The sequence below is a fragment of the Aneurinibacillus sp. XH2 genome, from assembly GCF_001439585.2.
Lineage (GTDB): Bacteria > Bacillota > Bacilli > Aneurinibacillales > Aneurinibacillaceae > Aneurinibacillus > Aneurinibacillus thermoaerophilus.
In genome coordinates, this window is sequence record NZ_CP014140.1 from 3,377,910 (window position 1) to 3,404,219 (window position 26,310).

The following is a 26,310-nucleotide window of genomic DNA, read 5'->3' on the forward strand; positions in this document are numbered from 1 at the left end:
AACGTATCAGATGGAACCAAAAGTGTAAAATTATTCTCCAATAAAAAACCGATGATTCCTTAATGTAGGAAAAATCAATTTTTTAATTCCACAAATTGCATTGTCATATATTTCCTGTATTTTTCTGCCGGGACCCCTATTTACAAGGATACATATCTACAAAATTCAAATAATTTGGTTTTTTAACAGCCACTCTTTTAATTTTATACTCCCCTCTTCGTAGCTTATATCCTTTTGAATGATAGAAAAAGCATAGTAACCAAAAGGATCAATTTTAGGAGAATTAGTTAAACTTTTATTCACCAATATACTATTTTCTTCAAAATTTATATAAACATCCCAAATATCTGCATCTTTCTTTTTAAAAGCTATAACTTCTATGTCATAATTTTCATCTTGATATCCAATATGTAAATGGATATTATGGTCATATTGATCAGACAATATTACCACTCGCCTCTCCTAAAATATCACATGATGTTCCTTCATATCTGGTGCTACATGATAATGTAAAACATAAGGTCCCCCGGCCTTTATTGGATAATAATCTAGTCTAAATATTGGTTGACCGGTTTTTTTAACTCTTACCTGTATAATCCTCCCACCACCTCCTGGACCATCTATAGTATATTCATTAGCAGCATCTAAAGCTTTTTGAACATAGGGCTTAGCAACGTTCTATGCTTGTTCAGCCGCTTATTTACCTACTTTTTCTAATAATACTCTTAAAGCGTTTGCTACTACTGGAGCAACTGCGGCTCGAACCTCATTGTTATCTTTTTGTTTATCTTCTAATTCTCTCTCTAATTGCTGAAAAACTGGGTCCTCAACCAGAAATGTAAATTCTTCTTCAAATGACTTAATCTCCTTGTTAGTAACAGTTATAGACTCATCCTGATTTCATAGCCATAGCAGGCGAAACTGTTCCTAACAATAAACTAAAACATAAAACAAAACTCAATACTTTTGATGCTATTTTAAATCCCATACTTATACCACTTTCCATGGTTATATAGACTCTTAACTCGTCCCTAAAAATTCATGCTTTAAAAACTTAGATGGTGTTGCAAAACTTATAATCGCTGAATGGTAAAGGGTAAATATAATCAATTATGCATAATCCTATAATTTGTAAAAATAGGTCTATGAATTAGGTGGAAAATATTTTAAATTGTTAATATATGTATATATTGGGCGATGCATGCATTATATGTAACTTATTTCCTTTACGTCCGACTCAAAAAAAGAAAGAGTGAAGACGAAGTGTTTGGATCGTTAAAAAATATATATGATATGTATAGGCTCGGAAAAAGTGTTGTGAACTCAAAAAGTTTTCAAAAATCACTCAACAGAGCGGAAAAAGAATATCAAAAGAGAAGGAAAAAGCAGGAGGAAAAATTAAAAAGAACAAAGGCTGGAAGAAGGCAATTAAAAGAAATAAAAGCTTATGAAAAAGCTACAAAACAATTGTGGAAAGGGTTCACTCAGTCCTTTCAGACCTTAGGTAAGGTATGCACTTCCGCTAGAAAACTCGCAACCAACCTATTGCCCATTGAACAGATTTACAAATTAAAGAAGATCATGAAGGCTGAGGTGATAAAGAAACAAAATTCCGCTATTAAAAAGTTGCAGAAGCCAAAATCCATTCAAAAACCAAAATCAGTCTCCCCATCACCTCCACCAAAGCGTAGTATGATGGATGATCTGGTAGTTGGATTAAAGAAGTTTGGAAGAGAGTTCAAACCTGCTTTTTCTCACGGAGCCAAAGAGCTTGCTACGCTTTCAAATTATAAACCCTTAACCAGGGAATTAGTTGGAAAAGAGAATTTTGACGCATTAACAGACAATAAATGGACGATGGATGATGTGAAAGCCGCAGGCGGAGCATTAGAAAATTTGTTTTTAGGAAGACTTAAGGTTGTCAAAAACATCAATAAAACGGTTAAAATTACAAAAAGATTGGATAAAGCGAAACAGCCATTACAACCGCCGAAGCCGAAACAATCCACTGGGAATGCAACTAAGGGGACGGGAAAACTTTCAACACGCGATACCCTGTTAAACGCGGTTTCAAATCAAAAATTAAAAAATGCTATTGATCAAATGTATCGTCCAGGAGCAACCATTGGGGATGGTGGATTAGCGGATGCAATTCGACATGAACTCTCAACAGGTCAACTTGTAGGTGGAAAGTCTCATATTCAAAAAGGTATTGAGCGAGTTCGAAATCTAGAAAATATAATTAAGAAAGAGAATTTGAACCCTAACGACCTAGCAACAGCACAGAAGTTATTAGATGATCTCAAAGACGCTCTGCAAATAAAATAAATGGATGTGATAAATCTTGAACTATGATTGTTTAATCGACGAACTATTAAAGGCGGTTCCTGAGATAAAGCCTGATTATGAAAAAGAAATGGAGTGGTGGGGAGAAGAACAACCTGGTCCACATAATATTTTTGGAGATGTCTTAAATCCTTTTGTCAGATCTTTATTAAGTAAACAGGGAGAAGAAGAGCTGTTAGTCAAAATATTTGACTTCTTCGAAAGAATGGCTGCTTGTGAAGATATCATGGTTCAAGAGGTTTTAGGATGTACAGTGTTAGAATATATCGGTGACGATAAGACACTGTTGGAAAAAGCAAAGAAATATATGGGTAAACGGACTTTACAAATGAGCTATGAGATTGAACGAGGACTTGGTAGGTCCTAACTGGAGAAAGGGAGAATACTTTATTAGCCTTGGGGGCATTTTTACCCCGAGGCTTTTTTCATACGCAAACTCCATGCAAGTACAGGATGGCTAGAACGATAATGGAAAGGACAAAGTAATGGTTGATTTCGTGTAGAAGAAAATACATATTATCAGGTTTACTTCATTGAAGCAGGGTCGTACAATACAACCAACAAACCATACACTTACACACTTGACAAACACGCCTAATAAACTTAGAAGGCTTATTCCAACTTGCAATGTGAGGGGGAGTGAGCCTTTTTTCATTCTAAAAAACGAAAGGGGAAGAAAAACGATGGCAAAACGTGTACAAGCAGTAGAAGAAAAGGTTGGCTTAATTGCTCAGGCACAAGCAGAGTACGAGGCAATCGTAGAGGAAGTAAGGGGATTCTGCCAGAAAGCACAGGAACTGAGGAAACAGGCGGACGAGTTAAGACGCTCTGGCAGTATCGACCCGCAAGTAGCGAAGGAAGTAAAACAGCTACTCGAACAGGCTGAATTCTTTGACCAATTGGCCGACAAAAAGGACGGACACCCAAGGCTGGAAGCCATTCGCCGTCTGGAAGAATTACAACGTGAAGCCTCTGGATTAAGGGAGACTGTACAGCATAACAAAAGTGTGCTAGCCCGTCAGAAACAGGATTTGGACGAGGTAAAGGAAGAAGCGGCGGCGATGATTCGGCGGGCAGAGGAACGAATACGGGAAACGGAACAACTATTAGTTTTCCAAATGGCGAAACTGGAAGAATTGGAGGGATAGACGAATGGCACAATTAAGCAAAGAAGCTTTAGAAGCACGCCGTCAGTACGAAAGAGAGTACAGACGGAAATGGCGGCAAAAACCAGAAAATAAAGAGAAGCAAAGAGAGTACGAGCGGCGATATTGGGAACGCAAGGCAAGGCAGTATAAAGAATAACCCACACAGCCCCACGCTCTTGTAGCGCAAACCGTATCAACAATCAAGGCAAGGGCATTTTACCTGACAAGGAACGAAACCACGATACAAACCAAATACAACGGTCACAGGAGGAAAAAGCAGATGAATAAACAACAGTTGGAACAGCAATTATGGAATCAGCTACAAACGAATCACAGGCTTTTAGACAGAATGGAGATACTGGCAGATAAACTCGATCTATACAGAGCCTTCATACAAGCGAACGGATTAACAGAAGCGTTTATAGATTTTGAAAATAGGTGTAAGGATTTGGAGTTGAAGCACTGATTGAAAATAAGCAGATAAGCTGGGGGCGTGTAGTCCTCCCCCGATTGGGGAAACGAACCCCATGAAATGAGGTTAGGGGTGAAAGGATGGAGAAAAAACTGTGCGGGGCAAAGACAAGAAACAGCGAGCCTTGTAGAAAAGCCGCTTTGGCGAATGGACGCTGTAGGTTACATGGTGGAAAGTCCACTGGACCGAAAGACCGCTCAAAGTTAAAAGGGAATAAAAACGCATTGAAGCATGGTCAGTATGAAGCGATCTGGCTAGATACACTAACTGAGGAAGAACGGGAATTGTATGTCCTCGTATCAACTGACCCGACAGCGCAAGTGAGAAATCGGTTCAAGTTATCTGAAATCCGCATACGGCGCATGATGGAACGCATTAAGCAAGAGCAACAAAAGGAAAAGCCGAATCCTGCCGCCATACGTGCCATTGAGGAAGCAATCACGAGGGTTGAAATGAACATGGTAAACCTGATAAGGGAGAGCAGTAGGCTGTTAGAAATGCAAGGCAATAAAAGCGATGGATCATTAGACAAATTAGCTGAAATACTCGATCAGGCGAGAAAGAAATATTTCAACTAGCAGAGGGGCAAACAAGGCTACAGGGCTTTGTTCGCTCTTTTTTATTGCCGCTGTGGGGATAGGCAAAAATCAAAATGGTGCTGGCTTACCACGATCACGGTTGGCGACTGGCAGGAAGGATAAAAGGAATTGTGATTCGCATCACCCAGGTCGTATACTGTAACAAAAAATAGGAGGAACTGGAAATGGTTCAAGAGACAATCAAGAAGGTGGTCGGGTATGCCCGCATATCTTCAGATAGCCAGATTGGAAATACATCCATAGCGGAGCAGGTAAGGAAGATAGAAGCATACTGTATCAGCCAAGGCTGGGAACTGGCAAAGATGTTCATTGACGAAGGGGAAAGTGGAAGCACGAAAGAACGTGGCGGCTACCGAGATATGATGCAATACATAGAGCAAACGGAAAACGAGATCAGCGGTATCGTTGTCCTAAAGGCAGACCGCATCCATAGACGGCTGAAAAATCTGCTGGAACTGATAGAGGACGAACTGGAACCGAAGGGCATCGCCTTCATTAGCGTGTCGGAAAACTTTGATACTTCCACTCCGCAAGGGATGCTGTTCCTGCAAATGATCGGTTCTTTTGCAGAGTTTGAACGGAAGATTATCAACGAACGGACGAAAAGTGGACGGATTGCCACCGCTAGAGAGAATAAATACGCAGGTGGCGGTGTGCCATACGGCTATCAGGTAGTGAATGGGACGATCTTGTTGGACGAGCAACAAGCGCAGACGGTAAAGAGCATCTTTCAACTCTATGTGGAAGGGAATAACCCATACAAAATCGCTTGCAAGTTGAACCGAGCAGGCATAACAACGAAGAACGGTAAGCAATGGACAGTGGTGCAGGTGCAAAACATTTTGAACAATGAGACGTATACAGGTTTCAACACGTACAACGGACAAAAAGAACGGAACGGCATCCGGCAGAAAGACGTATTTCCCCGTATCATTAGCCGCCAGTTGTGGAACAAGGCAAGGCAGGTCAGCTAATCGTCGATAAACGATGGGAGGATGGAGAAATGAGCGAATTCAAAGAACAGATGATGATGTGTTCAGAGGATTACAACGAACTGATAGACATGGCATTAGCCATGAAGGACAAGGAATGGTTTGAAGAACTGGTCAAGCGACAAAAACGGCTTCGTGAACTAGAGGTCGAAATGCGCCGCCTGCTAGGAGTAATCGACTAGGATACGGAAAGAAAAACAGCAGACCAACGAGAACCGGGCGAGAAGAAGTTTTCTTGTAGGCGTACCATAAAGAACACCGAGCCGTAGGAAAATAAACGAGAGTGCACCTGCTCACAGGGTTATACGTTATGATTGACTCCAAGCAAAGCATATGTCATAATCTCGATACAGTATCCCATTGCGTTTCAGTCGATATCACTAACTTAACCAAACTTTGGAAACTTAGAAAGCACACACTTAAAGCACTTGAAAAACACTTTTATTAGTGATTTCAAGTGCTTTTTTGCTGTTTATTTTTCAAGACGGACCGGAGAGATAGATAATTTATTTCTCAGAATTTAACTTTTGCTTTGGGTTTATTATATGTCTCTATGAAAGTTTTCATGGACAGGACACGGAACATGATGAACACGTTTGTCCAATAGTATATCACGCAACAAAACTACGCTTAACCGTTAAAAACAATACAAAACAGCCGTTTGGCGCGGGCGCTTACAAGAACAACATTCGGGAAAGGAAGTAAAGAAAATGGCGATTGACACAGTTACCCTACGTTCACCATTCATTAGTGAAGAATTGGCGAAGAAGATTGAACAGCAGAGCATATTGCGGCAAAAAGTAGACCAACAAACAGGGGAAGTTTTGCACTCCTTTACGACCAAAAGTCTGGAAGGGTCATTTGATGCGCGAATTTCTGTGAAAGTGGAAAGGTCAAAGCGTGGATTTGGGGGTAGGAACATCAAGTGTGAACCGTATGTGACGCTAGAATGTAGCGTACATAAACAGCTCATGGGTCATAACGTGTATGGCGGCCCCGAGCATTTTCAGACGACGATGGTATGGTTGGTAGAGAAGGTAGGAGAATGGTTAGGTGTACCATTACCTTCTGCCTTGTTGTGGGAAGTGCTGCGGGTAGATTGGGCAGAAGTGTTTGTATTGCCATCGGAACAGGCAGTGAAAGCGTGGATCGGCGGGCTTCAACTGGGCGAAAAATGTGCAAGAAAGGACGTACAGACGTATGGGAAGCAAGGTGTGTTTCTCAAAGGGGAATCGACCTGTGTGAAATATTATCACAAAGGTTCAGAGTTTTGTAAGCACGACAGGCAACGGGTGATAAAGGTGTTCGGGGAAGCAGAGGCAGAACGATTGCAGAAGCTGGCTGACCAAATTTTGCGGGCGGAGGTGGAGATACGCACCAAAAAGCTGCGGGACGACTATGGGCATCAGCCCTTGGTTTCAGAAGTGACAGATGAGTATCTAAAAGGCGTATATGACAAAGAAATGGCGAAAGTAGTAAGACGAGGAAGGAACGGCATGAGCCTGGTGTGTACCATACATGCTGTTCAGCAACGATTGGCGGAACTGTATGGGGAGAGACGAGCAGGTCGCTTGTTTAGCACATGGCACATGATGGCGACGTTGGGCGAAGAATTTGTCAAGAAAACCTACAAGCCTACCACCTTCTATGAACATCTACGAGATTTACGGAAAGCAGGATGCTCATGGCGAGGTACAGATATTCTACTGGGGAAAACACAGGGAATGATACCGGATGGATTTGCACCGGTCAGAGAAGACGAACGAAGATGGACGGAAGAAGCGGACATAGTGAAGGAACAGCTACGCCTCTATTTCCTCATTTCAGAAGCGAATCCAAAGAAAACCACCTGCTGACTATTTGAAGGGGCAGCAAGCGGTTATGCAGAGGCGATCATTTACAGGGTATGAAACAAATACGAGGAGGACAAACCCATGAGAAGAACCAATTACGCGAAAAAGGCGATGCAAGCACAGGAGAGAATCGCAGTGTGCGAAGACATGATTCGGTATATTCGCTCGAAACGGATGTACTTTTTAGCAAAACATATGACAATGGGACAATTCGTGTTTCTGCTAACACATTTAGACCGAGAAAAGGCTAGGAATAAGCGGAAATTGAACAAAGCCGCTGAAAACATGGGAGGTATGGATAAAATACCTCCCTGGATAAAGCAGAAAAGCTTGTTTGCATACCTTCCAACTTATCAGATTGAACCCTCTGAACCGCAATGAGGGTTAATCGGCAGGTTCAATAACAAACAGATCACTGACAGATACGTCTAGCGTCTCGCAAAGGGTAGCAATCGTGCTGAGATAGATACGCTGAACGGGACGATTGCATAGATCACTTACGGTACTGGGACGCAAGCCTGCTTGATTGGCAAGTTGCTGACGAGTTATCTGTTTTTCTTGCAAAATGTCACCTAGACGCAGCCGGACAATAGACGGGTATTCTCCTTTCTGCCAAGTAGTAACGGTTACTACTAGTTTACGATCTTTCCACCTAGGAAAACGACTAAAAAAATCGGGGTTGTGCAGATTTTGGAAGAAATCGTATACTACGCATCAACGTATAACCGTTACTTTGCCCAAGCGCTATTATCCAGCAAAATGAAGCAAGTGGAGAAAAAACAAAAATAATTTTGCTCGGCGCTTAAAAAACAACAGGATATTGATATATGTCAGACGTTGAACGACGAGAAAATGGACTGGCTGGCGTCCCGTTGCGGGTCACCTGTTGACTAACGCTTGAGCTGAGGTTGCCGACATTTTTTACATTTCAACGCATTTCATAGACAGGGGTGATGCCTTGCATGCACTACAAACAGAAGCATATTTACATCGGGGTTGACCTGCACAAGAAGACCCATACGGCTGTGGTGATCAATTGCTGGAACGAGAAGCTGGGGGAAATTACGTTTGAGAACAAGCCCGCCGCTTTTGATGAACTGACCACGTATGTCAAGCAGTTCAAGAAGCGAGGCATGACCCCTGTGTATGGGTTGGAAGATGTAGGCGGGTACGGCAGGGCATTAGCGGTGTACCTGCTGGAAAACAAACAGAAGGTGAAGGAAGTAAACTCCGCTCTTTCCTACGCCGAGCGCAAAAGTTACCCGACCACACAGAAAAGCGATAGCTGGGATGCGGAGTGTGTAGCAAAAATCCTGCTAAACAAGCTGGACATGTTACCCGACGCAAACCCGCAAGACGTATACTGGACGATTGGTCAACTGGTGACGAGAAGGAATGGCTTGGTGAAGGCATTGATCTCCCTTAAAAACCAATTGCACACCCAACTCAGTTACCATTACCCCAGTTACAAGAAGTTTTTTAGCGATATAGACGGAAAATGTGCGCTGGCGTTTTGGGAGAAGTACCCCGCCCCGCATTTGCTGGAAGGTGTATCGGCAGAAACATTGTCGGCATTTTTGCGGAAGTCGAGCAATAACGCCTGCTCTACAAGGAAGGCGGAGGAAATATTGGCATTGGTTCAGGCAGATGGCGATACAACAAGAAAGTACCAAGAACAGCGCAACTTTCTTATCCAGAGCCACGTAAGAGATATACAGTTCAAAAAGAAGGAAATTGCGTATGTGGAGGAAGAACTAGGTAGAATGATGAAGGTACTAGATTTCCAACTGGAAACCATGCCAGGAATTGATTTGGTAACGGCATCTTCTCTAGTTGCAGAAATAGGCGACATTAACCGCTTTGCCAGCGCAGACAAACTGGCACGTTTTGCAGGAATCGCACCTGTTAATTTCAGTTCTGGCGGTAAGGGTACGAACCAAAAAAGCAGACAGGGCAATAGGGTATTGCATGGCTTGTTTTACAACCTAGCTGTCCAGCAAGTACAAGTTTCAAAAGGGAGCAAAAAGCCGCGCAATCCGCTCTTTTACGAATACTTCAACCGGAAGAAGGAAGAAGGCAAAACGCCAACCCAAGCATTGGTATGTGTGATGCGGCGGTTAGTCAATATCATCTATGGCATGATGAAGAACAAAACAGCGTTCCGTCTTCCTGAAAAAGCAGAAAAACAAGCAAGCTGACTGGTGGTATTGCTGGTACATCTAGCAGCCACCGTTACTTTTCAATAGTCTAGCTTTACAACATAGGGGACGGGTAAAGTTCCATCTCAGTTTGCCGACCGTGCTAAACTTGAGGCACATTATAAAAAACACGGAAATGAATTTGGTGGAACATATAAGAATGCAGATGAGTATTTAAAAGGTGCACAGGACGTAATCAAAAACGGAATTAAGGTACAATATGAATATAAAGGAGAAACTAGAACAGGATACGTGAAATTTATGGGTAACAACAGAGATGGTAAAGCTAAATTTGAGTTTGTAGGTACGAACAATAATGGTGAAATTACCACTTATCATACTCAAAGCGGCAAGAAGTTTTGGAAAACTATAAACGGCAAAAACATTCCGGTAATCAATCCTGTTGAGTAAGAAGAGGGGGCTAGAGATGGAGTATTTGGCATTAGTTAAAAGATTAGACCCGCATATAGAAGAAGAAGTCACCTTAGAGGTGGAAGGAATTGAATTTACAGGTTTCACTTCTGTATGTCCGTATGAAATTGAAGTAGGAAAAAGTTATCCTGTCTCAATCGGTTTTACAATTTTAGATGAGTTAGAGATTAGAGTAATATACGATGAGAAGAAAGAATTGGAGCGTATTGGCTCGGGTTACAAATACTATATTCGAGGTATTTTAAATAGGGACTCAATAGACGCAGGAATAACGATCCTAGATGAAGATGAGTATTTTGCTGATTATCTAGGTTTAATTGGAAAGTATGTGGAGTTGCAAGTTGACCGAATTAGTGTAGAGTTTTTAAAAAGATAGTACATTTTAAGCGAAGCTATAGTTGAGCACAATTGCCTACTATAGCTTTTCTTATTGGTGGGGGCTACCCAGTGCCGAATAGAGCCTTTATTTGACGTAAGCGGCCTAATTAGCTTTAAGGTGACTTTGAATAGTTTTAAAACGTTCGACATTTAAAAGACGGGGAAAGTACATCCTACACTGGAGTCTATTGTACTATGCTTTAATTTAAAACTCTTTGAACTACCTTATAATTTTAAAGCCCCTATCGGCGAAAATCGGGCGTTAAACTTCCAGAAACCGTTGTAGGGGATATTTCGTTTAACTAGTTTTAGATTCGTATGGTTTGAGGAGGGAATGTAAATTTACCCCGTTTAAATCGCCCATAACCATTTTAGAACCGAGGTAAAAATAATATGTGGTAATATCTGCAACAGTCCGTGTTATTTTAATTCCTACATACCGACTTCTCTCGGATACGAAAAAGTACGAATGCCCCCCTACCCTACCACCCCATTCCCCCGCTAAGAGGACGAAAGCGGTAGTTTCCCTCTCTCCACCTATCGTTCAGAAGCTAAAAATAAGAAAAACTATGGAAATGAGCGTTAGGAAGCGTCTGGAAAAGATAGCTTCAGTAACATCCCGTATCCCCTACATAAAAATTTCCTTTGTGTGTAAAGGAAAAGGAGAGAAGGAATCATGAATAGCCTAGAGATGATCTTTAAAGACGAATCTGTCAAACTCGTAGCTTTTGTGGACGAAATCCAGATTTCCCGTACCCAAGCGATAATTTCAGGTCAAAGTACTGGAGATGGAGAGCCAAACAACTCGAAGGGAAAGAATAAGATAATTTGTATTTTCAGGAGGGGTAAAAATTGGAACGTGACGAATTGATTGCTTTTATTCAAGAACACTCTGACGATACGGATTTTACTGGTGGAATCCCCGATGAGGACATCGAAAAAATCGAAAGTGAACTAAAGGTTGAGTTTCCGCAAAGCTATAAATGGTTTCTGAAAAACTATGGTGCGGGTGGACTGTTTGGTGTAGATATACTATATACATTCCAATTGACAGTTTAATAGCCAATACGACGTAGTACTTGTTCTGGACAAGATTGTGTAAAGTCTAAAAATCGCTGAACCGCCTGTTCAATCTCCGATTGATTTTTGTGAAACACGTTTGAAATGACACTATCTTTAAGCCAGCGCCAAAGCTTTTCAATTGGATTTAGATTGGGTGAATACGGCGGCAAAAACAATAAGTAGAGTCTCTGATGATGCTCTTTTAGAAAAGGACGAAGGAGTTTGGCATGATGAATACGGGCATTATCGATGATCATAATGACCTTCTTGTTGGCATAGCGCTTCATCACTTTCTTCAAGAATTCCAGAAAAGAAGCGGCATTACAGGAATCTGCCGTTGTACAGAATATGTCGCCGGTTTGCGTATCTACGGTTCCGAATAAAGTCACCTGAGCGTGATGACCGTATGTTGGAATCTGCTTCTGTTCTCCTTTCGGAGACCATGTAGCCCGAAGGGCTTGATACGAGTGAACATGGGTCTCGTCTTGTGCAAGCAGTACCGTATTTTCGTCCATTACGTTTTTTTTATCATCTCTACCTGGTGTACAAACGCCTGCTGTTTCTCTTTGTTTGCTTTTGCCAATACATACGTTGTACGCTTCCAACGCAATCCTAAGCGATGAAGCATATCCGCGATACCTGAACGTGACATCGTAACAGAAAACCGTTCTTCGATCCATTTTTGAAGCAGGCGGGTATCCCACGATTGAGACGGTTCAATCCCTTCCTGTTCCGGTGTGCTTTCCAATATCACTTTTTTCACCTCCATTTGTTCTTCTGGTGAAAGATACGGTTGTTTTCCCGGAGGGAAATTACGCTGAAGAAGTTCAGCTATCCCACCTCGATTAAACATCTTGACATACGTAGAGACAGACTGGCGACAAATGCCCAGTACTTCTGCAGCTTTTACCGTAGAAAAACCTTCAAGAATCAGCCGAACAGCCGTCACACGCTGCCGAAAAAAAGCATCAGAAATCGCACGCTCTTCCTTTCGTAACGCTTCACTCGTAAATCCGTGAGTGTTTGTAATCAGTGATTTTTTCATAACATAATCCGCTCCTTATCATTGTGATGATAGGAGCCAGTATTGCCAAATAACCGTTTGTTAAACCCTTAATCGGTAGCTATATAACATCACCTGTCCTTCCGTTCTTTTGTTCTTTTACATTTTTATGGAGTAGGGTAGGTATCTATGATTACTTGTTTATTTTATCCTTCGCTGATTTTCTTGCTTCTTTTTCTGCTTGTGCAGCTTCCATCGTTTGGTTATCCATTCAAAATCTTTTTGTTGATAAAGAGAACGTTTGTTTTGAATAGAGTCACGCACTTCTTTCCAATGCCGTCCATACCGTTCCGCACACCGTTGCCATACTTCACTTCTATCCTTAACTTCCGGGGGAGGGGGAACCATATCGGCAATAAAGGCCGAGCATGTTTTTCCGGCCAGTAGTCGTATCGCATTAATGGCTTGTCATTTTTCCTGGAGGTGTATGGAATCCCTTTGTATTGTCATACGGGAAAAAAGGGGGGGAGCTAACCAGGAAAACTCACTAGTCTAGTTCGCCTTATAACCGGTGATATGTCTAGGGTATTCGTTGTCGTAATTATCTGATCTGCTGAATGGCACACGAAAAACCACTTTACCCGGTATTTGTTCCGTCCAATCTCCTTTCAACGGTACGGAAAACCTTATGGTTTGTTGTAGACCGAGCACTGATTTCCCGGCTGTATTCCGCCTTGGTTCCCGGCAGAAGAGATTTGCTAAGAGAAAGCATCCGAATTTGTCATGTGATTGGATACCATCTTTCCCGGAAAGAAGCTCTTCCCGGTACCCTAATGAACCCGATGAAAACGGGGAAGTAGGTGGGAATGCTATTAACAAACGAGTAGAGTATCTAGATGTTCGCTGTATCGATGATAATGGCAGTAACCATGACCATTAATATTGTGTTTGCCTACATGGTTCCGTTGGAGTATTTAATGTTATTTATCATGATATATCATATCATCTATACCCAAAAATAAAGCCCTTCTACCGTTTTGATAGGAGGGCATAGTTATTCTAGGTGAGCTGTATGCGCTTCGGCTTGCTGTCGCTTCGCGCTACACGCTATACAGCGTATGACACACTATTTGAAAATATGTCTGTTTAATGTTACAAAATGTAAATGCTTTTGAATTTAAATGTGAAAAGGTTTAAAAATTGAGGTTTCAAATAGTGCATCAATGGAGCATGTTTTAATTTATCGAATAATAGTCGCGATTATATATCTGAGTGCATACCACAATTGTTACTAACTATATATTCGAGTACATATCTTGGTTATTATTTTACTTTCAAACTCCTGATGCACCCTGATATGCACTTAATACCAAATAATATGCTCAAAAATATCAATCAAAATATACATTGCTAAATTTGACAAAACACTTGATATTGCTGAAGAAATCAAAGTGCGATCGAAAAAATAAGAAAAGAAAGGTTATACAGTTCAAAAAAATAGGGGCGCAAAGCCAAGTAAAGGGGGTACAGGCACGCTTGTTTTTGTAATAAAAAATCCCGGCCTAATGTGCCGGGTTATTTATTTTTATTCGGAGTCCAGGTTAAAGTGTAATCGGGCTCAGATGGTTTAATAACAATTCGACCACCTTCTATTTCGATATCAATTAAGCCGCTATAAATGTTTTTTGTCAGCTCAGGAGGAATAGCGAGTTCTCCATTTTGATTAACCTGGGTGATATAGAATTTCTTTGATTTATCCATTTTATCACCTTCCTTTTTGTTCCATGTTATAACAAAAGGAATATAAAGGAAAATGTTTTTGTACATTAATGCGCATCCGATAATGTCGGTTATGAAAACAAAAAGCGAGGGAACTTGAATGTCCCCCGCTTTTTGTTTTGGGATTACCTTGAAAGAGAAATTTTCATAGGTTTAACGTAAAATAATTCGAACTTAGCTAATTTGTTACAGAAAATGCATCTATGTTCCAGGTACTGTTGTGTTATTTCTTCTACATGAGGTACATTTAATAAATTTAATCCATCTTTCATGTGTTCTTGGCAAACTGTTATCATTTTTTTCCTCCAATAAAAGAGTGCATAGCAGACATGCACTCTTTTTATTGTCGATCCTCTTAATTGTTAATACCAGTTGCTTGTTTGTTTAACAGATTACCCTCCAAATCAAATTCAGGCATTCTATTTATACCAATCCAAGAATTTAACATGAATGCCCACAAAGAAATACCTTCTAATGCTTTGTTTATAATAACTTCACGGCGGAATGAGTCATTTGCAGCTTCTAAATAATCTAATCCAAGGATGGAATGATGCTGATCTGCTTCGACATGAACAGTAAAGTATGGATCATTGACGTCTAATTCATCTAACTTTTCAGACATTTTGATGAAAAAGTGATTAGAACAACGTTCAATTCCAGAGTTTAAGCATGCTAACCACTTGGAACGATCTTGTTCAATAGCCATTTGGTAGACCAAGTTGACGCAAGCGTTAGTTGCAATTGTTGGAATAAATTTCTCGATTTCTTTTCGGTCTTGTAAGATACCGTGTTTCAACATCCATTGCATTAGCATTTCATGATGATCAGCTTCGCCATAAATGTGCATGGCATAGAAAGGCATCATGTGATTTTCCTTGAGAGAAGTTAACCCTAACATGATACCCATTACTTTTGGAAAAGTAGCAGAATGATACCAAAGTTGAGTAACAACAGGCTTTAACTCTTGAACAGATCTTACTGTTTGCAACCACTCGAAAAATGGTTCTTCAAGAACTCTTTCAGAAGCGCGTATAATCGGATCTGCAACCCATGAATGTTGTTGACGCACTCTTTCTAGTTCTTCTTGAGTAACGGTCTGATACTTTTGCTCTGTTAATTGGGACATTAATAAACACTCCTTTTTGGGTATTTTTGCTACGTAAATAATAATAAAGTATTATATGGTATAATTCAACATTTTTTACTTAAATTTACAAAAAATTACCAACCAAGAACAACATAATATTGAGAAATAAATGTCGGTCCTGTTTGGTAATTTGTGGGTATTACTTCTTAATTTGCGTTTTATTTTTAGATTTAAATATTAACCTATATTTTTATAAAAAACGGTTAGTTCTTAATTATCTTAATATTTAATTACTAACCTGTCAAGTTATAAAAAACAGTTAGTTTAAATTATACTTCTTGGGCATAAGGTAACCATTAAATTATTATTTATATTGTTTCTTTTTTATTAACTTTAAGTTAATAAAAAATCATATATAATAAGGTTAGGTTAGTTTTTTATATATGTTAGTGTTTTGTGAGAAGAAAAGAGGTACATCATGGCAGAGACAAAAAAATTTCCACTTATATCCGGACACCTTTCTCTTGATTTAGTAAACACTGAAGTTATAAGACGTGGGCAGCGTTATGACTTATTGATATCCGAAAAAGATTTAGCTGATTGGATAAAGATAATGAAAGAAACAAATTCCATAATTGATGATGAGCTTATATCTAAATCAGAAGATAGACTGGATAAGATATTACATTCACTTCGTGAATTACGTTCCTTTTTAAGAAGTGATTTTGAACGGATCGCAGATGGATATCAAATTTCAGATGAATGGGTATCTTCTTTGGAAAGAATGATTAGAAAAGCACCGTTTTCGTATAAATTGACCCCGAATAAACTTCTTCCATCTCCAATAGGACAACCTGAGGATGCGTTCGTTTCACTTATTGCATATGATGTATTAAACTTACTTGATAGGAAGAGATTACATTACCTTAAACGGTGTACAAATCCTGATTGCGTATTATTGTTTATAGATGAAAGTGGAAGACGAAAATGGTGTGCCATGGAAATATGCGGTAACAGAAAGAAAGTTGCACGCCATCAACAGCGAAAAAGAAAAGAAAACTCTAAAGAAAAATGATAAAAAGAGTGGTTATACTCAAAAAGCTTAAATCCATTGGGTTTAAGTTTTTTTATTATGTTAATTATCTAATTATTCTTTAAACTAACCATAAAATTATCTTTTGACCAGTTATTAAAGATGGGTTATTATGGAATCAAAATGATAAGGAGGTTGAATTAAATGATATCTAAAAATCAAACCGTTATTGACCAAGAGAAAGTGGTAGGTATATCCCGTCGCATTTATTTTTCTAAAATGAAAGGCAAAGGAAAAAGCACTCTAAGCGTAAATGTTAAAGATGCTATGACAGGACTTATTGGAGGATTCATAACTATCTTTGTCCTTGCTTACCTGACACAAGTCACATCTACATCTTGGTTAATGGCTCCTTTTGGAGCAAGTTGTGTATTAGCATTTGGTGTTTGGAATGCTCCTCTATCTCAACCGAGAAATATAATTGGTGGACATTTTATTTCTACATTAGTGGGATTGATTGTCTACCACTTTTTAGGCAATGATACCTGGACGTTGGCTTTAGGAGTGGGAGTAGCTATAGCATGCATGATGATTACGAAAACGACGCATCCACCTGCTGGGGCAGATCCGATAGTGGTTATATTAGGGGCGTACACATGGAATTACTTAATTACTCCTGTATTAATTGGCTCCATAGCTATTGTTTTAATAGCTTTATTGGTAAATAACTTACGTAGTAATCGTGAGTACCCTACTTTTTGGTTATAATTAGATATTTAAGTATTGAATAGAAATTACGGTTAAAGAAACATCACTTATGATAAATAAATAACCATTAAAAACGCCGTTTTGGTTCAAATTTGGCCAAAATCGGCGTTTTTAGCTTTTGGGAAATAACGAAATAACACGTTGTTTTTTGAACGTATAGTCTTCATTTTTCTTAGAATTGCTCTTCTTTACTACCTAGTTTAGTACATAAAATTAAAAACCTCCCGGATTTCCGAGAGGTTTCTGACTGTTCCCTGCCTTATATGGTATGCACGAATAAGGGGATAGGACTTGTTTTTGTGAGGGAATTATTGAATGTTGCCAGCACGACCAGAAAGTTGTTGTTCTGCCATTTGTACAAGGCGCTTGGTGATCTCGCCACCTACAGAACCATTCTGACGTGATGTTGTGTCTGGTCCTAATACAACACCAAATTCAGAAGCGATTTCATATTTCATTTGATCCAGGGCTGCGCGTGCTTGTGGTGCAACCAATTCATTTGTATTTCTGCTTTGTTGTCTTTGTTGTGGCATAACATTCATTCCTCCTATGTGGATGATGTTGGTACTTGATACTCTTACAGTTCCGCATAGGAAGTAATTTATACATAGGATAGGTTGGTAATTTTATGAAATGAAAAAGCCTCCCGCTTGTCAGAGAGGCTTTTATTTATAGTGCTATAAGCTTTAAGAATTTACTCTTGATTGTTATTTTTATCACTAAAAAACTCTTTGTGTATCTTCTCTACAGTTCCTACATTAATTCCATTTTTTATTCGTTGGAAATAGTAACCTACCATCGCCTGAAAAGATATCCAGAAAAAAATTATACTTAACAAAGTTGCTAATCCGGCTGCGACATTTTGGTATGGCCAAGATAAAATTATCCCATAAGCTTTGATAATTGAATTTTTTATAATGGGTGAAATTGCAGCTGTAGGAGTATAGTGATAAAAAGATATGCCGATAGCTAGTATAGATAACAATATTGATGTAAAAGAAGAAGAGATGATGAATTTATCATTTTTAAAATGAATATAAAATCTCCCTTCACTGAAATATTTCACATCATGTTCACGACCTAAATAAAAGAACGTTATAAAAACAAGAAAGACACCTATAAGGATAGCCGATGCGCTAATAAGAGCTGCGTTAAGCTCCTTAATAAAATCTTTATTATCTTGAATTAACATGAATGGCCCTATAAGAAACAGGATTAATAAAAGGGCGATCCAGTGGATTTTTATTTCTTCGAGTATAAAACTAAAGAAAGTAATAGGTTGTTTTGCCCCTTTTACTGTTAAATCAAGTTTCGGAAAGTTTTCCTTTTCTAAGAATTTTCGCGACTTGATTACAAAACCCACATTAGAAGCTTTAGCGAAATAAAGAGTTACTTCTTTATCACTAAAAATCGCTAAAGCTTTATTATCGCCCAATATACTTATAATGGTGTCAATATTTTTATCAAATTCTTTGTATGTCATGGGGATAACTTTTTTCTTTTTGTTTCTTAAATAAAATTGAAGTTGTCTTTCAATATCGGACACACTATACACCCTCTTAGTTTTACTTTCTACGGAATCTCCTTAGTGCATCTCTCGAACTTTTGATTTTATTAAAAGCCTTTTGTAGAACTGTAACAGTTTCCTCGTCTTTTTTAACATCGACATCCAACGAACCTACAGATTTATGAGAAACGGTTATAACTTTTTCTTCTTCTTCATCATAATACCGAACAGCTTTTACATCTCCGCCTGCAGCTAGGACTAATTTTTGAAAAACAGACTTAGATAGACCATCTTCATTTTCCGATCGAAGAACTATTTCATCGACATAATTAGAATCATAAGTATTCCAACTTTCCGCCAGAACCTTATCCCAATCCTCTCTGGGATTATGTAATGGTGTTCCGACAACTACTTTTTTTCCTCTTAGATTAGTTACATCTAATTGTTGGATTTTTTCTTTTTTAATAATTTCTTTAAAAAAATCATTATTAAATCCAACTGAAGTTTTAATCATATTAAAGGAACTGCCGAAATGTTTTAAGAAAACATCATGGTGTATAATTTCTATTATTCTTTGTTCCGTCTTTGAATGGTTTAGATTTTTAGGAGAATAACGTCTCCTTTGTAGTAATAATTTTGATGTTGCGATATCAATAAAAAAATAAGTTTTTTCCCAAGGGTTGCTTTTTATGGGCTTTTCCACCTTATTTTCCACTGTTTTTAAATCACCGAAATATTCTTGGCTTATAGTCCCGCCAATAATATTATCTTCATAATCAATGTTATTCAAACAATATTTTAATCCTTTATCGTCAGTAAATGTTCTTGAATCTTTTATGTGTTGCAGTAATTTTTCTTTATTGGTAGCAAGAAATTCACTTGTAGGACCTATAAGGTCATATACTTCAAATTTCATAATTACATCCCCCTAATAAATGATAAAAGTAATAATTGATTCTATATTATCATTAAAATAGGGATTATTGTAACTTGCTATTTTTTTGTGAACCCCGATTTTTATGTCAGGGTTGTGGTTGAAAAACCATGGAAGTTTTATGCGTAAATACTTTTCAGTGATTGAGAAAAATCATAATATGAACCATATAAATTATAAAAAACCCTACCACCCAATAAAGGGTAGTAGGGCAATTATTTATTTACGTTCTGTTGTCTGTTTCCATGTTTGGTGAGCTGCAATAATTCCATTTACAACTCCATCAGGCATGGTTCCCTTTGGACAAATTAAGAACCTTCCGGATTCCCGGAAGGTCTCTAACCGATTCTCCACGTCCCTTCATATTAAACATAATATGCAGGGTGTATAGTTTATTGTGGGCTTCTACCACTCAATTGTTGCTCTGCCATTTGTACAAGACGTTTCGTAATTTTATCTGAACAAAACAAAAAGCCCCTTCCAGGGCTTTAATAAAATCATTGTTTTTTTCTTTGCTCTGCTTGTTCTTTTCTTTTTAAAACATCAGCTTTGTAAAATAGCCGATCCCTTGGAAGTTCCTTAATTGGTGTTAGTACACCACGTTTAACCAGGTCGTTCAGATTTTGTCGTGAACAGCCAAGTATCTCAAGTGCTTCAGTTGTGTTTACTACTTCGTTAACGATGTATGCTGTTAATTCATCGCGTGATTTGAATGTTATTTCTTCCGCCACAGTATCACCTTCCAGATATTTAAAACGAACCATAGAGCTATAGATATTACGCCAACCCATTTTAAAGGTGTCATCTTACTGAAATCTAAATCAGATAACCAAGACAGGAATACAATCAACAGGACAACATCAAGAGCAGTTGAGAGCTTCTTCATAATTTAAGGATGGATGTGGTATACTTATTTAGTAAGGAAAGAGGTGGGGCAACACCCCTTTCCGTTTAGATTTTTTTGGGCTTAGCGCTTCCGCTTTTTAGTGGAGCGCTTTTTCTTTTTCTCTCTTTCCTTCTTCCATTTTTTCCACCTTTCTTCGAATTTCTCGGCTATTTCAAATCCGAGTTTGATGCATCCTAGCACTGATGCGATTGTAATCGCCCAGTCTTTCAAATCCATCCTTATTTCACCTCCTTGACTTTATTATACCAATTATATTTACTCACGTCAATATAATTTTGTATATTTATCCTTTCAAGTATTTATATAAATAAAAAAACCGCCATCCATACGGACAGCGGGGGATCGTTTTACCGTTTTCTTGAATTTTGGTTGCAAAATTTCAGCTTTTTTAGTGAGATGGTTGCAGGGATGATTCGTCAAGTGGTTTTTAAAGAATAAAATTTGGAATAATTTATGTTGATTTTGACAAGGGGTATGTAATAGAAATGCCCCGTCATCCATAAGGGCAACGGAGCGTTCGGCTTACTAGAACTTAGATTCAAGGAGCATCAAGATTACAAGCGAAACTACTAGGGCAAATCCCGCTCCTAACTTTTCGGTTCCGCATCCTATCGACCTTCTTAAACTTCGAAGGCGAAATACGGCCCAAATAGCGATTCCACCAAAAAGAAATTTTGCAATTCCAGCCAAGAAAGATAACACCAACATATTAACTACCTCCCTGTTTTTTTGAATAGACGCCTATCTATTTGCCGGTTGCACAAATAAATCGCATCTATCCTCTTTTGGTTTGTACGACATAATCGTTGTTATCGAGTATGCCGTTCGTCTATAAACAGGGTGTACGAACAAAAAAAGCCCCGCCATCCATATGGGTGGCGGGGTGTTTTCGTAAACAACTCAATATGGTCAACCATTCACCACTCGTCTACCTGACGCCTTCCTCACCTCGTCAGCCAGCTCACCAAGCTCTTTCTTATCCTTACGCAACGCTTCGGCTGCTCGATGGTACTCGTCCAGCTTCTGCTGACACTTGTCCGGCTTCGCGTTTTCCTCCTGCCACATTTTCTGATACTGCTTAATTTGTTCGTCCTTCTCTTTCCACTCTGCTTGGATGAGTGCGATGATTTTGTCCGCTTTTGAAACGGGAATCATGTATTCTTCCTCCTTTTTGTCAGTAACCGATGCAACAACTTTCGTCAGCTCTGGAACCTGTACCACCATAGCTGGACGTGATGGGCGTTTTCCTGCTTTTAATTGTGCAATAGAAAAACCAAAGGTCATTTGAACGTGTGGGTAGTCCTTGAAACTTCTCCAATCACCGCCCCATTCAAATCCTCTGGCTTTAAACATTTGTACGACTTCCATCCAGTCTTTTTTGTGATTCTTATTAAAATCTGTGTTCATATCCCAAACGACTTGTTTGCCATCCGGTGTATATAAAGCGAAGTCCAGCGCCAAACCGTAGTTATGGTAGCTGGTACCGCCTTTAGCATTCGTCACGATTTTTCCCGGTTTTGTTCGACCTTGTGCGTATAATTCATTCTGTTCAGCGATTGAACGATACCCCTGCGTAATCAGCACATAGATACCGCGTTGCCAGGCTTCAAATACAACTTCCCAGCCACGCTGGGCAACGACTGGATGTAAATTCGGGTCGTTCAACCGAAAGTTCTTTTGTTTCAGCCAGTCCCATGTAATGGCCATGTCCATCCCTCCTGCTTTAGATCATGAAAAGGCATAGATGCCCGTTTGTTGCCTCCGTTTCTCTTCAAAATTTTGCTTCCTTGTCGTTGTCGTTTTTCATTTGTTCAAAACGTTGACGCAAAAACGCGGGGACTGGAACCCCAAGCCTCCCCATGTTTTCCACAAGTGAAATCCCCTCCACTGCGATTAAAAACATAATCATTGCATTTCGCATGAATTGCGAATCTGTACTGCCAGCTACTACATCCAACTGATGGGAAACAATGACCAGTAGAATCATGGCCCCTTTTTTAAGCAGTCCGTGAAATGCTCGTTCTGAGCTTATCTTTTTTTCTCTAAAAAACCCGACTAAAACGCCAGATAGATAGTCTGCTGCCATACAAATAGCAAGGGCAACCACTAAACGGTCAAATCCTCCAAGTAAAAAGGCAGCGCTCGCTGCGCCGCCCCCAACTACAAAAGTATAAAATGTATCTGTTTCCTGTCTCATCTACTTTCCTCCTTACCCCCTTTCGGGGCAAAAATAAAAAGCACCGGATTAACCGATGCTTATTTCTGCTGTCGTTTTCTTTGTTCCCACTTCTCTTTTTCCTTTTGCCAGTACCTCTGCACACACGACTCCCAATTACTTTTCGGATTTGGCATAACTACTTTTACTACCACATTTATACACTCCTATAATTTTCCATATATATTATGCATCAAATTAGAGGACGTTATAACTAATATTTGTCGTCAAATTTTCTATTGGTACTGTCGTTTATTGGAGACAAACCACAAAAAATGACGAACGAATTTTATTCCTATATCATTTTACAAACAGTAAAATTATAGTTGATAATATCTTACCCTTCTTTACCCGCTGCTGACACCAGCGAGTCTTCAAAGCTCCCTCATCACTCGATGCTCTTTGTAGCATCTTCTTTTTTTCATAAAAAAGGGGAGGCCCCTCCCCTGTTAATTACAAGACACCCCATGCTTTATTCTTATCTCACAGATAATGAACCAAGCATATCTGCAACGCCACGGTAGAAATCTTCAATTTTTTCTATTCCCAAAACATATGAAAGACTGAGCCCAATATAATCAGCATGATCCCAGTTTTCCTGAATCCCCATGTCATTCCATTTTCCGATTTTAGGTGTTCCATCATATGGGACAATCTCATCTGTTGAGCCAAGCTTCGGCCCATTCATCGAAATTGTGTTTACAATCCCATCATTCTGCCACCACTTTTCATCACTGCCGTAGCAGCCTAAGAAAATACCAAATGGAGTAATCAATTTATTCATTGTTAGATCTGGGAGATGATGTCCCGTGATCAGACTTCTGAATGTAGCTTCTCCACTGTATGAGAAATAATAGACATCCGGCTGCGCTTTTACCCAGTTATTCAGCTCTTTGGCTCCTTCTGGTTTGAGGTCCCATGCACTAATATCTTTTGTATTTGTCCAAATTCCACTATTCCATACGCGATCCGCATAGTGCACAAAGGATTCACCTGCTTTTCTTTTCAATCCCCACTGATCGAGTTTGAAGTCATAAACCGGTACATTTGTATTGCCTGACACCGCAGCAGCCAGTCCCATAATTTGTTGTGCTGCTGGAATGAGTTGTGTCACTACATCAGCCAACGTTGTACCATCGTTCGGCGTTGCAATCGTTGTTACACTGTGAACCCACGACTTCCCACCTTCAAATAGCGGAGACAATTGCACCCCATGCTTTTTCGCATACTCTCGTTCTTCCTGGCTTCCCTCTTTTAACAATTGCGTTAACACACGAACCGTCTGTCCACCCATGCTATGTCCGATTAAATGGATTTTGTGTTCTCCATCCCAATTCTTCAAAAGCCCAGGATAGGTTCGACCAAACCGGTCATGTCCATATTTTTCAGCGTGTGCAGCACCATAATCCACTGTTCCACCAACAAGTTGAGCATATAATTCGCATGCACGATCCCAGTTACTTGAAAACGGTCCTACTACCGCAGTGTGTGTTTCGTAACCATACTGTTTCAAATCCTCTTGAATGTCATGCATTCCACCCCAGTACTTTACACCCAGCATTTCATCTCTTCCCCAACCTGCAAACCCATGAACTAGAACGATTGGATATTGATTTTTTCTTTCCTTTTGCATGATAAAACAGCTCCTTTTTTACGTTTATTTGAGTTGCCCAAGATAAAAGGGCATAAAAAAACGCCGAAAATTCGGCGTAATTTCTGAATCAATTCAGTTGTTACATAAACCTTACTTGTTTTTAGTAAGCTTCACTTGTTAATTTAAGAAAAAAAGACAAACAAAAAGGCCGCTCTCCCGGAACGGCCTTCGCTTATCTTTCCTGCGTCCAGCATACCACACCACGCTTTTCATCTGCCAAAAACGTCAAGAGTGTAAACTAAAGTCTAGTTTGTAAACTAATGTCTAAAATGTAAAGCAAAAAGCCTGTCCTACGCCGACAGGCTTCCTCGCATCTCGTCTTCATACATAATCCACGCTAGATTTCGAATCATTGAACGTCTAATTTTATCCACTGTCTGCCTGCTCACATCTAACTGTTGCGCAATTTCATACATCTTCTCACCGTCCATCATCCCTTCTGCCACTGCACGCTCTCTTTCGTCCTGTAACGATGCCACAGCAGCTTCTAACTTCTTCACTTTTCGCTCATATCGCTTCATGCGTTCCCAGTTCCGTAAAAGCTTCTGTGCTTCCCTATACGTCACGTCTGAATTAACCCCTTGGGCTTTCGGAAGGATTGATTCAATACCATATTGCGCCGTACCAGCATGAATAATATTCTCCCATACCTCTCGCGGATACTGCTTCTCATACTCATCACATTTTTGTAACGTTTGAATCTTCTCTGCCATCCAGCGATAGTTACGTAAGTCCTGCTCCACACGTTGTACAGCCTCAAGTGCTGGTTCTAAGTCGAGAAAAGCTGGCTGCCCGTCATGCTCCTTCCACTGTGCCGCCTGGTACTCATCCCATTGGAGGCAACTCTGCACCTTTCCGATGTGCATGTCGTGAATCCGACATTTTGAACTTTTTCCCCAGTGTGTTCCTGGGCATTTACTGCATACAGACTCAATGAAATTATAGTTTGGATTGATTTTTTGTTCCATGAGCGAAATCCTCCTAAATGAATCGTTTTATAATTACCGTCTGGTTTGTTTAATTGCCCCGCTTATACGTCGCCATGTTGGATGACGCATTTTTTATGAAAATTCCTAATTTTCATGTATCCCCCCTTTTAGGTAATAAAAAAGGACACCAACAGCCAGAAGGGATATATACTTGTTCCTTACTTTGCTGAATAGTGTCCTCCGATTTCGTTCGGCAGAACATATTAAGTTTTAAAGGATGGTTTAACTTTTGCGCCAACCTACATTCTTGCCTATTGTAGGCTCAGAATGTAGGTTTTTAGGTCCCATCACTAACACTTCAGGAGCAATAACCGCTCATATCACTTACGGAAATACTATTTTAAAAATTAAATAAAATTTATAAATTGCACCAAAAAATATAAAAGTTAAAGAAATCAATCCTATGTATCTAATCCTATACATCCAATAATATTTGTATTCTTTTGGATTGCTCCATTTCTTAATATCATCTTTAATGTGAAATAAAACAATAAACAGTAAAGGTGCTACTACAAATATGATTACGAAAAGAAATAAGATTTGATTAAAACTGTTCATAGTATCAGTTTCAAGAAAAGCTTTCAAAACTTCTCCAACAGATACCAAAAATACTATTAAAAACATTATATTCGAAATGAAGATATCAGTTAATTTCTTCTCTTTTTTTAAATCCCTAATGATAAGAATCGGGATGAGTAGCAGTAAAAGAAAGGCGCTAAACAGAAAAAATATTGTATTGTTCGTCATTCATTTCCCTCCTTAGTCGCTAAGATAATTAGAATTTTTAACTGTCATTTAATTATGCTTCCTTTATTTCACATTTAAATTACGACCAAACCAAAATTAAGTTTCTATTATTTACTTTTTTGAAGAATAACTATTTATGTGCGCCTATTTCCCACCAGCGATAGTGAAACCCCTGAAATCCTCATGTAGCTGGCCCATTCTCCGCTC

Annotated in this window: 32 protein-coding genes and 1 pseudogene; 16 read left to right on the plus strand and 17 right to left on the minus strand. The window is 39.3% G+C overall.

Annotation, left to right across the window (positions count from 1 at the left end):
* Nucleotides 1-165 precede the first annotated feature (165 nt).
* Nucleotides 166-444, minus strand: a complete 279-nt coding sequence (locus tag ACH33_RS16735) for a DUF3986 family protein (RefSeq protein ID WP_162265056.1) — start codon at nt 442-444, stop codon at nt 166-168.
* 819 nt (nt 445-1,263) lie between these two features.
* Here ACH33_RS16735 and ACH33_RS16740 point away from each other — a divergent pair.
* The 10 genes from ACH33_RS16740 (at nt 1,264) to ACH33_RS16775 (ending at nt 7,791) form a co-directional block, all read left to right on the plus strand.
* Nucleotides 1,264-2,328 carry a hypothetical protein gene (locus tag ACH33_RS16740; RefSeq protein WP_057900015.1) on the plus strand — a complete coding sequence of 355 codons (1,065 nt, stop codon included), beginning with the start codon at nt 1,264-1,266 and terminating at the stop codon, nt 2,326-2,328.
* 16 nt (nt 2,329-2,344) lie between these two features.
* Nucleotides 2,345-2,713: a DUF7674 family protein gene (locus tag ACH33_RS16745; RefSeq protein ID WP_057900016.1), complete on the plus strand. Its 369-nt coding sequence runs from the start codon at nt 2,345-2,347 to the stop codon at nt 2,711-2,713.
* A gap of 316 nt (nt 2,714-3,029) precedes the next feature.
* Nucleotides 3,030-3,494, plus strand: coding sequence for a hypothetical protein (locus tag ACH33_RS16750; protein WP_057900017.1), 465 nt, complete (start codon nt 3,030-3,032; stop codon nt 3,492-3,494).
* Nucleotides 3,495-3,498: 4 nt separating this feature from the next.
* Nucleotides 3,499-3,651 carry a hypothetical protein gene (locus ACH33_RS19905; RefSeq protein WP_204244846.1) on the plus strand — a complete coding sequence of 51 codons (153 nt, stop codon included), beginning with the start codon at nt 3,499-3,501 and terminating at the stop codon, nt 3,649-3,651.
* Between the two features lie 123 nt (nt 3,652-3,774).
* Nucleotides 3,775-3,960: a hypothetical protein gene (locus ACH33_RS16755; RefSeq protein WP_057900018.1), complete on the plus strand. Its 186-nt coding sequence runs from the start codon at nt 3,775-3,777 to the stop codon at nt 3,958-3,960.
* A gap of 86 nt (nt 3,961-4,046) precedes the next feature.
* On the plus strand, nt 4,047-4,544 hold the full coding sequence (locus ACH33_RS16760) for an HGGxSTG domain-containing protein (RefSeq protein ID WP_057900019.1): 498 nt from the start codon (nt 4,047-4,049) through the stop codon (nt 4,542-4,544).
* Between the two features lie 185 nt (nt 4,545-4,729).
* Nucleotides 4,730-5,539: a recombinase family protein gene (locus ACH33_RS16765; RefSeq protein WP_057900020.1), complete on the plus strand. Its 810-nt coding sequence runs from the start codon at nt 4,730-4,732 to the stop codon at nt 5,537-5,539.
* A gap of 50 nt (nt 5,540-5,589) precedes the next feature.
* Nucleotides 5,590-5,739, plus strand: coding sequence for an IDEAL domain-containing protein (locus tag ACH33_RS18895; RefSeq protein ID WP_162265057.1), 150 nt, complete (start codon nt 5,590-5,592; stop codon nt 5,737-5,739).
* A 528-nt stretch (nt 5,740-6,267) separates the two neighbouring features.
* On the plus strand, nt 6,268-7,413 hold the full coding sequence (locus ACH33_RS16770; protein ID WP_057900021.1) for a phage/plasmid replication protein, II/X family: 1,146 nt from the start codon (nt 6,268-6,270) through the stop codon (nt 7,411-7,413).
* A 78-nt stretch (nt 7,414-7,491) separates the two neighbouring features.
* A complete protein-coding gene (locus ACH33_RS16775; protein WP_057900022.1) occupies nt 7,492-7,791 on the plus strand; it encodes a hypothetical protein in 300 nt (99 codons plus the stop codon).
* A gap of 3 nt (nt 7,792-7,794) precedes the next feature.
* On the opposite strand, the gene ACH33_RS20615 is transcribed toward ACH33_RS16775, so the two are convergent.
* Nucleotides 7,795-8,097, minus strand: a complete 303-nt coding sequence (locus ACH33_RS20615) for a helix-turn-helix domain-containing protein (RefSeq protein ID WP_442854484.1) — start codon at nt 8,095-8,097, stop codon at nt 7,795-7,797.
* Between the two features lie 275 nt (nt 8,098-8,372).
* On the opposite strand from ACH33_RS20615, the gene ACH33_RS16780 reads away from it, so the two are divergent.
* The 4 genes from ACH33_RS16780 to ACH33_RS20245 all read left to right on the plus strand — a co-directional run bounded on the left by ACH33_RS16780 (nt 8,373) and on the right by ACH33_RS20245 (nt 11,477).
* Nucleotides 8,373-9,608: an IS110 family RNA-guided transposase gene (locus ACH33_RS16780; RefSeq protein WP_057900023.1), complete on the plus strand. Its 1,236-nt coding sequence runs from the start codon at nt 8,373-8,375 to the stop codon at nt 9,606-9,608.
* 261 nt (nt 9,609-9,869) lie between these two features.
* Nucleotides 9,870-10,019 (plus strand): hypothetical protein, encoded by a 150-nt coding sequence (locus tag ACH33_RS19910; protein WP_175493683.1) that lies wholly within the window; start codon nt 9,870-9,872, stop codon nt 10,017-10,019.
* A gap of 16 nt (nt 10,020-10,035) precedes the next feature.
* The gene (locus tag ACH33_RS16785; protein WP_057900024.1) at nt 10,036-10,416 is read left to right on the plus strand and encodes a hypothetical protein; all 381 of its coding nucleotides are present in this window, start codon (nt 10,036-10,038) and stop codon (nt 10,414-10,416) included.
* 854 nt (nt 10,417-11,270) lie between these two features.
* Nucleotides 11,271-11,477, plus strand: a complete 207-nt coding sequence (locus ACH33_RS20245; RefSeq protein ID WP_057900026.1) for an SMI1/KNR4 family protein — start codon at nt 11,271-11,273, stop codon at nt 11,475-11,477.
* Here the strand turns inward: ACH33_RS20245 and ACH33_RS16800 are convergent.
* From ACH33_RS16800 to ACH33_RS16820, 5 genes are all read right to left on the minus strand, one after another.
* Nucleotides 11,474-11,995 (minus strand): IS630 family transposase, encoded by a 522-nt coding sequence (locus ACH33_RS16800; protein WP_057900027.1) that lies wholly within the window; start codon nt 11,993-11,995, stop codon nt 11,474-11,476. The two genes, ACH33_RS20245 and ACH33_RS16800, sit on opposite strands and share 4 nt — an antisense overlap.
* Nucleotides 11,995-12,525, minus strand: a complete 531-nt coding sequence (locus ACH33_RS16805) for a helix-turn-helix domain-containing protein (protein ID WP_057900028.1) — start codon at nt 12,523-12,525, stop codon at nt 11,995-11,997. Before ACH33_RS16805 ends, ACH33_RS16800 begins: the two co-directional genes overlap by 1 nt.
* A 159-nt stretch (nt 12,526-12,684) precedes the next feature.
* Nucleotides 12,685-12,891, minus strand: a complete 207-nt coding sequence (locus ACH33_RS16810) for a hypothetical protein (RefSeq protein WP_139185013.1) — start codon at nt 12,889-12,891, stop codon at nt 12,685-12,687.
* Nucleotides 12,892-14,058: 1,167 nt separating this feature from the next.
* The gene (locus ACH33_RS16815; protein WP_156424109.1) at nt 14,059-14,244 is read right to left on the minus strand and encodes a hypothetical protein; all 186 of its coding nucleotides are present in this window, start codon (nt 14,242-14,244) and stop codon (nt 14,059-14,061) included.
* Between the two features lie 373 nt (nt 14,245-14,617).
* A complete protein-coding gene (locus tag ACH33_RS16820) occupies nt 14,618-15,388 on the minus strand; it encodes an iron-containing redox enzyme family protein (protein WP_057900031.1) in 771 nt (256 codons plus the stop codon).
* 439 nt (nt 15,389-15,827) lie between these two features.
* Here ACH33_RS16820 and ACH33_RS16825 point away from each other — a divergent pair, with 439 nt between their 5' ends.
* Both ACH33_RS16825 and ACH33_RS16830 read left to right on the plus strand, forming a co-directional pair.
* Complete coding sequence (locus ACH33_RS16825; RefSeq protein WP_057900032.1) at nt 15,828-16,424, plus strand: CGNR zinc finger domain-containing protein; 597 nt, start codon at nt 15,828-15,830, stop codon at nt 16,422-16,424.
* Nucleotides 16,425-16,586: 162 nt separating this feature from the next.
* Complete coding sequence (locus tag ACH33_RS16830; RefSeq protein WP_057900033.1) at nt 16,587-17,150, plus strand: HPP family protein; 564 nt, start codon at nt 16,587-16,589, stop codon at nt 17,148-17,150.
* Nucleotides 17,151-17,458: 308 nt separating this feature from the next.
* Here the strand turns inward: ACH33_RS16830 and ACH33_RS16835 are convergent, their stop codons facing one another.
* The 10 genes and pseudogenes from ACH33_RS16835 to ACH33_RS16880 all read right to left on the minus strand — a co-directional run bounded on the left by ACH33_RS16835 (nt 17,459) and on the right by ACH33_RS16880 (nt 26,103).
* Nucleotides 17,459-17,683 (minus strand): alpha/beta-type small acid-soluble spore protein, encoded by a 225-nt coding sequence (locus tag ACH33_RS16835; RefSeq protein ID WP_057900034.1) that lies wholly within the window; start codon nt 17,681-17,683, stop codon nt 17,459-17,461.
* Nucleotides 17,684-17,844: 161 nt separating this feature from the next.
* Nucleotides 17,845-18,696: a hypothetical protein gene (locus ACH33_RS16840; RefSeq protein ID WP_057900035.1), complete on the minus strand. Its 852-nt coding sequence runs from the start codon at nt 18,694-18,696 to the stop codon at nt 17,845-17,847.
* A 19-nt stretch (nt 18,697-18,715) separates the two neighbouring features.
* The gene (locus ACH33_RS16845; protein WP_057900036.1) at nt 18,716-19,573 is read right to left on the minus strand and encodes a hypothetical protein; all 858 of its coding nucleotides are present in this window, start codon (nt 19,571-19,573) and stop codon (nt 18,716-18,718) included.
* Between the two features lie 515 nt (nt 19,574-20,088).
* Entirely contained in the window at nt 20,089-20,355 is a 267-nt protein-coding gene (locus ACH33_RS16850) for a MerR family transcriptional regulator (RefSeq protein WP_057900444.1), read from the minus strand.
* Nucleotides 20,356-20,558: 203 nt separating this feature from the next.
* Nucleotides 20,559-20,714 (minus strand): hypothetical protein, encoded by a 156-nt coding sequence (locus ACH33_RS19550; RefSeq protein WP_156424017.1) that lies wholly within the window; start codon nt 20,712-20,714, stop codon nt 20,559-20,561.
* Nucleotides 20,715-21,407: 693 nt separating this feature from the next.
* The gene (locus ACH33_RS20470) at nt 21,408-22,205 is read right to left on the minus strand and encodes a M15 family metallopeptidase (protein WP_057900038.1); all 798 of its coding nucleotides are present in this window, start codon (nt 22,203-22,205) and stop codon (nt 21,408-21,410) included.
* Between the two features lie 64 nt (nt 22,206-22,269).
* Nucleotides 22,270-22,695, minus strand: a complete 426-nt coding sequence (locus tag ACH33_RS16865) for a phage holin family protein (protein WP_057898677.1) — start codon at nt 22,693-22,695, stop codon at nt 22,270-22,272.
* Between the two features lie 496 nt (nt 22,696-23,191).
* A pseudogene (locus ACH33_RS16870) lies at nt 23,192-24,343 on the minus strand (esterase/lipase family protein); the annotation flags it as partial.
* A gap of 314 nt (nt 24,344-24,657) precedes the next feature.
* On the minus strand, nt 24,658-25,335 hold the full coding sequence (locus ACH33_RS16875; protein WP_057900040.1) for a helix-turn-helix transcriptional regulator: 678 nt from the start codon (nt 25,333-25,335) through the stop codon (nt 24,658-24,660).
* A gap of 345 nt (nt 25,336-25,680) precedes the next feature.
* Nucleotides 25,681-26,103 carry a hypothetical protein gene (locus tag ACH33_RS16880; protein ID WP_057900041.1) on the minus strand — a complete coding sequence of 141 codons (423 nt, stop codon included), beginning with the start codon at nt 26,101-26,103 and terminating at the stop codon, nt 25,681-25,683.
* Between the last annotated feature and the right edge of the window lie 207 nt (nt 26,104-26,310).

Coding starts and splice junctions, on each gene's coding strand:
- ACH33_RS16750 (WP_057900017.1), top strand. CDS start 3,030: ATGGCAAAACGTGTACAAGCAGTAGAAGAAAAGGTTGGCTTAATTGCT.
- ACH33_RS19905 (WP_204244846.1), top strand. CDS start 3,499: ATGGCACAATTAAGCAAAGAAGCTTTAGAAGCACGCCGTCAGTACGAA.
- ACH33_RS16755 (WP_057900018.1), top strand. CDS start 3,775: ATGAATAAACAACAGTTGGAACAGCAATTATGGAATCAGCTACAAACG.
- ACH33_RS16760 (WP_057900019.1), top strand. CDS start 4,047: ATGGAGAAAAAACTGTGCGGGGCAAAGACAAGAAACAGCGAGCCTTGT.
- ACH33_RS16765 (WP_057900020.1), top strand. CDS start 4,730: ATGGTTCAAGAGACAATCAAGAAGGTGGTCGGGTATGCCCGCATATCT.
- ACH33_RS18895 (WP_162265057.1), top strand. CDS start 5,590: ATGATGATGTGTTCAGAGGATTACAACGAACTGATAGACATGGCATTA.
- ACH33_RS16770 (WP_057900021.1), top strand. CDS start 6,268: ATGGCGATTGACACAGTTACCCTACGTTCACCATTCATTAGTGAAGAA.
- ACH33_RS16775 (WP_057900022.1), top strand. CDS start 7,492: ATGAGAAGAACCAATTACGCGAAAAAGGCGATGCAAGCACAGGAGAGA.
- ACH33_RS16780 (WP_057900023.1), top strand. CDS start 8,373: ATGCACTACAAACAGAAGCATATTTACATCGGGGTTGACCTGCACAAG.
- ACH33_RS19910 (WP_175493683.1), top strand. CDS start 9,870: ATGGGTAACAACAGAGATGGTAAAGCTAAATTTGAGTTTGTAGGTACG.
- ACH33_RS16785 (WP_057900024.1), top strand. CDS start 10,036: ATGGAGTATTTGGCATTAGTTAAAAGATTAGACCCGCATATAGAAGAA.
- ACH33_RS16800 (WP_057900027.1), bottom strand. CDS start 11,995: ATGGACGAAAATACGGTACTGCTTGCACAAGACGAGACCCATGTTCAC.
- ACH33_RS16805 (WP_057900028.1), bottom strand. CDS start 12,525: ATGAAAAAATCACTGATTACAAACACTCACGGATTTACGAGTGAAGCG.
- ACH33_RS16810 (WP_139185013.1), bottom strand. CDS start 12,891: ATGGTTCCCCCTCCCCCGGAAGTTAAGGATAGAAGTGAAGTATGGCAA.
- ACH33_RS16815 (WP_156424109.1), bottom strand. CDS start 14,244: ATGGATAAATCAAAGAAATTCTATATCACCCAGGTTAATCAAAATGGA.
- ACH33_RS16820 (WP_057900031.1), bottom strand. CDS start 15,388: ATGTCCCAATTAACAGAGCAAAAGTATCAGACCGTTACTCAAGAAGAA.
- ACH33_RS16825 (WP_057900032.1), top strand. CDS start 15,828: ATGGCAGAGACAAAAAAATTTCCACTTATATCCGGACACCTTTCTCTT.
- ACH33_RS16830 (WP_057900033.1), top strand. CDS start 16,587: ATGATATCTAAAAATCAAACCGTTATTGACCAAGAGAAAGTGGTAGGT.
- ACH33_RS16835 (WP_057900034.1), bottom strand. CDS start 17,683: ATGCCACAACAAAGACAACAAAGCAGAAATACAAATGAATTGGTTGCA.
- ACH33_RS16845 (WP_057900036.1), bottom strand. CDS start 19,573: ATGAAATTTGAAGTATATGACCTTATAGGTCCTACAAGTGAATTTCTT.
- ACH33_RS16850 (WP_057900444.1), bottom strand. CDS start 20,355: ATGGTTCGTTTTAAATATCTGGAAGGTGATACTGTGGCGGAAGAAATA.
- ACH33_RS19550 (WP_156424017.1), bottom strand. CDS start 20,714: ATGGATTTGAAAGACTGGGCGATTACAATCGCATCAGTGCTAGGATGC.
- ACH33_RS20470 (WP_057900038.1), bottom strand. CDS start 22,205: ATGGCCATTACATGGGACTGGCTGAAACAAAAGAACTTTCGGTTGAAC.
- ACH33_RS16865 (WP_057898677.1), bottom strand. CDS start 22,695: ATGAGACAGGAAACAGATACATTTTATACTTTTGTAGTTGGGGGCGGC.
- ACH33_RS16875 (WP_057900040.1), bottom strand. CDS start 25,335: ATGGAACAAAAAATCAATCCAAACTATAATTTCATTGAGTCTGTATGC.
- ACH33_RS16880 (WP_057900041.1), bottom strand. CDS start 26,103: ATGACGAACAATACAATATTTTTTCTGTTTAGCGCCTTTCTTTTACTG.